The organism is Thermodesulfovibrionales bacterium, assembly GCA_026417875.1.
GTDB lineage: Bacteria > Nitrospirota > Thermodesulfovibrionia > Thermodesulfovibrionales > CALJEL01 > CALJEL01.
Map to the genome: position 1 here is coordinate 1 of JAOACK010000079.1, position 6,264 is coordinate 6,264.

5 protein-coding genes are annotated in these 6,264 nt (G+C 40.5%); all 5 read right to left on the reverse strand.

Annotation, left to right across the window (positions count from 1 at the left end; all coding sequences use genetic code 11):
• Window positions 1–302: 302 nt before the first annotated feature.
• A complete protein-coding gene (locus N2257_10110) occupies window positions 303–584 on the reverse strand; it encodes a hypothetical protein (GenBank protein ID MCX7794736.1) in 282 nt (93 codons plus the stop codon).
• On the reverse strand, window positions 585–1,952 hold the full coding sequence (locus tag N2257_10115) for a sigma-54 dependent transcriptional regulator (protein MCX7794737.1): 1,368 nt from the start codon (window positions 1,950–1,952) through the stop codon (window positions 585–587).
• The gene (locus N2257_10120) at window positions 1,949–4,360 is read right to left on the reverse strand and encodes an ATP-binding protein (protein ID MCX7794738.1); all 2,412 of its coding nucleotides are present in this window, start codon (window positions 4,358–4,360) and stop codon (window positions 1,949–1,951) included. Before N2257_10120 ends, N2257_10115 begins: the two co-directional genes overlap by 4 nt.
• Window positions 4,357–4,842 (reverse strand): Mut7-C RNAse domain-containing protein, encoded by a 486-nt coding sequence (locus N2257_10125; GenBank protein MCX7794739.1) that lies wholly within the window; start codon window positions 4,840–4,842, stop codon window positions 4,357–4,359. Before N2257_10125 ends, N2257_10120 begins: the two co-directional genes overlap by 4 nt.
• Window positions 4,843–4,866: 24 nt before the next feature.
• The coding region (locus N2257_10130; protein MCX7794740.1) for a DNA-directed RNA polymerase subunit beta' at window positions 4,867–6,264 on the reverse strand (1,398 nt) is incomplete at its 5' end.

Below are 6,264 nucleotides of genomic sequence, written 5' to 3' on the forward strand. Positions count from 1 at the left end.
ATAAGTCATTGATTTCAAAAGATTCATATCAGCCCCACCTTTTCATGCCTGCAAAAATCAAGACTGTAAATTTTCACAGAAGAAAAAATATTTAAATTTATATCTTCAGAAAATAAATTTATTTCACTGAATTTTGATATCTCTATAGTAGTCACGTAACATTAGCAGGGTAAAACATATTTGTAAGAGAGATTTGTGCGTTTAAAGAAAAAAATATTTTATTACCTAAGTGTGGTTACACGAATTCCTGACTGGCTAAGACTCTCTATTACAAATTAAAATTGTGACCTGACTGTTTAATATCAATTTTTAAGAAGACTGAATAATCTGTAAAGAAATACTCCAACCACTCCACCGATAAAAGCACCGATGAGTCCAACTAAACCTATAACAATAAACACACCCATAATAACAATAAAAGAGTTAGGGGAAAGAGGTCTTCCAAAAAGTAAGGAGAGATCATGGCTCACTGCATCAGCCCAGCTTCCTCCCAGAGCATCCTTGAAGACAATGTCCATTGATAAACTTACAACTACACCAACAAAAAAACCTGCAATCATTCCTATTTTGAATGTCCTCTTCAATTATCCCTCTATTCCGTATTTTTTTAATTTTCTATAAAGGGTAACCAGGTCTATGCCAAGAGCCTTTGCAGTGGCCTCCTTATCTTTATTGTGCTGCTCATAGGTGTTTATTATAAGTGATTTTTCAAATTCAGTTAGAGCCTCACGAAGTCTGCCCTGGGAGGGTTGCTCTGCAGCAGAACTTTTTAATTTATCAGGTAGCTCAGCAGGGGTAATATATTCTCCTTTTGCAAGTACAACTGCCCTTTCTATAACATTCTTCAATTCTCTTACATTTCCAGGCCAGGGATACTGAATGAGCAATGCCATTGCCTCATTATCAATTCCTCTTATATTTTTTTTATTTTCTTCTGATAGGGTCCTTATGAAATAATTAACAAGAACCGGTATGTCTTCCTTTCTCTCTCTTAATGGTGGTATCTTAATCTCAATAACACTCAACCTGTAATAAAGATCCTCCCTGAACTTACCCTCCTTTACCCTTTGTTCAAGGTCAGCATTCGTGGCAGCTATTATCCTGACATCAACTGTTCTCTTTACAGTATCACCTAGAGGCATAATCTCTCCGGTCTCAATGACCTTAAGAAGTTTTGCCTGAATACTCATTGGCATATCACCTATCTCATCAAGAAAAATGGTGCCACCATCTGCCATTGTTATGAGACCCTTTTTATCCGATACCGCACCTGTGAAAGCACCCTTTTTATATCCAAAAAGCTCTGACTCAAGAAGAGTTTCAGGTATGGCAGAACAGTTTATCGATATAAAAGGTTTATCCTTTCTCGGACTGTTATAATGAATGAGTTCTGCCACAAGTCCTTTGCCCGTTCCACTCTCACCAAGTATGAGGACATTGCTCTTTGTGGGTATAACCTGTTCAAGAAGACTCAGGAGTTGCTGTATCTGATTTGAATTTCCAAGAAAGACTCTTCCGGGGATGCGCTGACTGAGCTGCTGCCTGAGAAGTATGTTCTCCTCGCGAAGTTTTCTGTGCTCAAGCAGCCTTTTAACTCTCAATTTTACATCTTCATTAATGAAAGGTTTGACAATATAATCGCTCGCTCCCATCCTCATAGCCTGTACAGCAGATTCTACAGTTGCATAAGCAGTCATGATTATTACAGCAGTTGAAGGTCTTAATTGCAGGCTCTTCTCAAGGACTTCCATACCGTCCATCCCTGGCATCCTGAGATCTGTAAGGACTAGGTCATATTCCTCATTCTTAAGAAGCTCCATTGCCTCCTGTCCATTAGTTGCTGTAGTTACAGTGTAACCCTCTCTTGAGAGTATAAACTCAAGAGCCCTCAGGATGTCCTTTTCATCATCAACAACAAGAATCTTACCTGACATATTCCTTTCCTGAATCATGCACCTCCTTTGTACACGGGAAGTCTTACAGTAAAGGTACTTCCCTGACCAGGCCTGCTCTCAACCATTATATCTCCTCCGAAACTCTTCACAATGCTAAAACTTACAGATAGACCAAGACCTGTTCCTTTATCCTTTGTTGTGAAGAAGGGGTCAAAAACCTTGTTAAGATACTCCTCTGGAATGCCTGTGCCTGTATCCCTGAAAGATATCTCTACAAAGTCATCACAGAGCCTTGCTGAAATGGAGAGCATGCCACCATCAGGCATTGCATCAACAGCATTGAAGATCAGATTTGTAAACACCTGTGCAAGCTGATTCTGATCAGCATAGGCGTGAGGGAGTTCAGGTATATCAATCCTGATATCTATATTCTTCATCCTTTTGTCAAATCTGAGAAGTGAAATGGTGGAGTCAAGCACCTCTCTTATATTTACAGGTCCAGCAACACCTTTTGCAGGTTTTGAAAAACTCGAGATATTCCTCACAATCTCAGCAATCCTTGCGATATGTCTGGAAATAATCTCAAGACTCTCATTGGCAAATTCTCCAAGATCCATTTCTCTCAGTAGCTGCACATAGGATGATATAGAGGTGAGGGGATTACCTATCTCATGGGCAAGACCCGCAGATATCCTTGCAAGTGCAGAAAGCTTTTCTGAATGCATCATCTGTTCTTCAAGCCTCTTAAGTTCTGTTACATCCTGTATAAGTGCAATGAACTGATAACCGCCTGTCTTTATCTTTAGGGGTGTTATATGAACCTGAAAAATACCCCTCCTGCCTCCAAGAGAGAGTTCTTTTGAAAACTGAAGGGTTTCTTTCTGTAATTCTTCCATCCCGAGCAGATGTATTATATTTGCTACTTTTTCTCTGCCAAGCCACTCATCCATTTTTTTGTTTTTCCAGAGTATACTGCCCTTTGTATCAAAAAGTACAATGCCAGCATCAACTGTTCTCATAATAACATCAAGTTTTTCCTTTTCTGTTCTCAATTCCTCTGTTCTTGAATTAACAATCTCTTCGAGGGCATCAGCATATTCCCTGAGTTTATCTCTCAGGTCAATCTCCTCAGTAATGTCATCACAGGAAATAATAACGTTCGACACCCGATCATGAAATACAAGAGGGCTCACTGTAACATAAACATAAAGTGTCCTGTCTTCTTTTCTGAGCGGAAAGCCCTTTATGCTGCCCGCAACACCGTTAAAGGCTCCCTGTATCAAATCCTTTAACCTTCCCTTTTCATCATCACTCTGTCGGGGACATATATCGAAAAACTTCTTTCCCTTAAGCTCTTCCTTATCCTTACCGATCAGCCTCGCGTATGCTGAATTGACGAGTGTTATATAATAATTTTCATCAAGCACCAGAATGCCAGACTGAATGCTCTCGATTATATTTTCAAGATAAATTTTTGACTCGTAAACAGCGTCAACAAGTCTTCTCTGATGCTCAAGATACCTCGAACGCTCCTCTGCTTTAATTCTCTTTGAATTCATAACAATAACTGCAGAGGCACCAACAAGCATTGTAAGAAATATTGATATAACAAGAAGAGAATGAAATTTCATGCTCTTTTTCATGCTAGCCATAACCTCTGAATAGGGTATGGAAACACATACTATCCAGGTTCTGTCAAGAAATCTGACTCTTGAGAAGGCAATAAGTTTATCCTCACCTGAAGGAGCAATATAGGAGCTGTAGCCTATATCAGAACTATCCATTATTATCCTTTTTTCAATATCAAAAGATCTGTGGCATTCAAAACAGGTTCTGTCAGCCTTAAAGATATTCCTTCCAACCATCTCAGGCTGGGTGGGATGATATAGAAGAGTTCCATCGGAATCAACCATCCATGCATATCCCTTTTCACCCAGTCTTGCAGGTAAAAGGAATTTTTCGTTCAGTGAATCAAGATAGAGCTCAACAATAATAATGGATGTCTGGAGTGGACTGGCAAAGGTCAATATTCTTTTATCCTCTGAAAGATAAACTCTCGTGATACCTTCCCTAACATTCTGAAGCTCAGCTATTATCATCCTGTCTAGTTCATTAAGCGTGCTTAATTTTTGTGAAAAAAGAAGAAAGCCTTTTTTATTTACTACTTTTATATCAATATCATAACTTGATATAATATCACCGAAAGAAAGAGATGAATACTCAATTATCTTTTTCCTGCTAGGTTCTGTCTGATTTAGAAGCTTTGAAAGGGTACGGGTCTCGTCTATTATATGATTTATTGCAGAGTTAAGATTTTCAGCAATGCTTCTGGCAAGCAGTCCCTGCTGATGACTGAACTGCTGTGCCATCTCTGCCTGGAAATTGTTTTCAAAAAATATATTCAGGATGATAAAAAAGGAGATTATAAAGAGAGCGGCAGCAAGAAGGAGGATGTTTGTTTTCATAATATATCACCAAGGACCTTCCTGATGCCCACCTCATGAGAACCTCTCCAGTATATTCTATTACATATAGGACAGCTTAAAAACTCAGAATTTCGTAGATAGATGTGATCCGGTACATAACCGGATACGCCTTCTTTTGCTATCTCCTCAAGAAGAGCATTACAGGCAGGACATCTTCTGAAGGGCTCTGGTCGGCTGAACCCTTTCTCAGTAAGTTTCTCAATAGCTTCTTTTATCTGTTCCTTTAAATCCTGAGAACTGATAAGGATAGTGAACTCTAAAACTGCTTTCTTCGCAAATCCTCTGTCTCTGGTAAGAATAATCCTCTGTTCCTGTCTGGCCTTTCTGATCAATTCTCTATCCTGGATATCCCTGCTGTAAAGGGTATCATAACCCAGTATCCTCAACCACCTGGCAAGTCTTCCGAGCATAGCATCAGCTATCAGGGCTGGAAGACCGCGATCCTCCTTAGTCTCAACCATACATACTAAATGCCTTCTCTTGCTTTATTCAGAAACCTCCCGCTCCTCTGTTATTGCAGGTCTCTGTTCAGCAAGCAAAGAAATGAGCTCCCTCTTTACAAAGGTGTTCCTGTATCTAAGCATACCTGTACCTGCCGGTATCATCCTTCCCATTATCACATTCTCCTTAAGTCCTCTAAGCTCGTCAACAGCGCCGTTGAGAGCAGCTTCTGTGAGAACCCTAGTTGTCTCCTGGAATGAGGCAGCTGATACCCAGCTATCAGTTGTGAGTGATGCCTTTGTTATACCGAGAAGCAGGGGTTTTGCCATTGCGGGCCTGCCACCCTGTTTTATAACCTTTTCATTCTCACTTTCAAAGACAAATCTATCAACCTGCTCACCTATCATGAAATCAGTGTCTCCAGGGTCTTCAATCCTCACCCTTCTCATCATCTGCCTTATTATTATCTCTATGTGTTTATCATTAATTGAGACACCCTGAAGTCTGTAAACCTTCTGGACCTCATCAACAAGATATCTCTGCAGTTCTGTGGGCCCTAGGATGTCAAGAATATCATGAGGGTTTACAGCACCGTCCATAAGGGGTTCACCTGCTCTCACAAAATCTCCCTCATGAACACTAACATGTTTACCTTTAGGAATCGTATACTCTTTCACGACATCACCACCTCTTATTACAACAACCCTTGTACCCTTGGGACCAGCCTTGAATTCAACAATGCCATCTATCTCAGATACCATGGCGTATTCCTTTGGTCTCCTTGCCTCAAAGAGCTCAGCCACCCTCGGAAGTCCTCCTGTGATATCCTTTGTCTTTGTAGTCTCTCTAGGAATCTTTGCTATTACATCGCCGGGATATACAGTCTCACCCTTTTCAACAAGTATATGAGCACCTGCAGGAAGAATGTATCTTGCCAGTCCTGTTCCGACCTTTATAGTCCTTCCCTGAGCATCCTTTATAGATATTCTCGGTCTCATGTGGGCAGGATAGTCAATAATAACCTTCTGGCTAAGGCCTGTTATCTCATCAACTGTCTCCTTAACAGTAACACCCTCCACTATATCTCCGAGGGCTACACGTCCTCCAACCTCTGTAATAATTGGAGTTGAATAAGGGTCCCACTCAGCAAGTTTCTGTCCAGCCTCTATCTTCTGGCCATTCTTCACAAGGAGTCTTGTGCCATAGACAAGATTGTATTTCTCCTTTTCCCTTCCTTCCTTATCAACAACAGCTATCATGGCATTCCTGTTAAGTACAACAAGTAAACCTTCCCTGTTCTGGACAGCATTAACATTGATAAATTTTACTGTTCCAGGATTCTTCGCCTCATGAACAGCCTGTTCTATAACCTTTGTTGCTGTTCCACCTATATGGAATGTCCTCATGGTAAGCTGTGTTCCAGGCTCTCCAATAGATTGAGC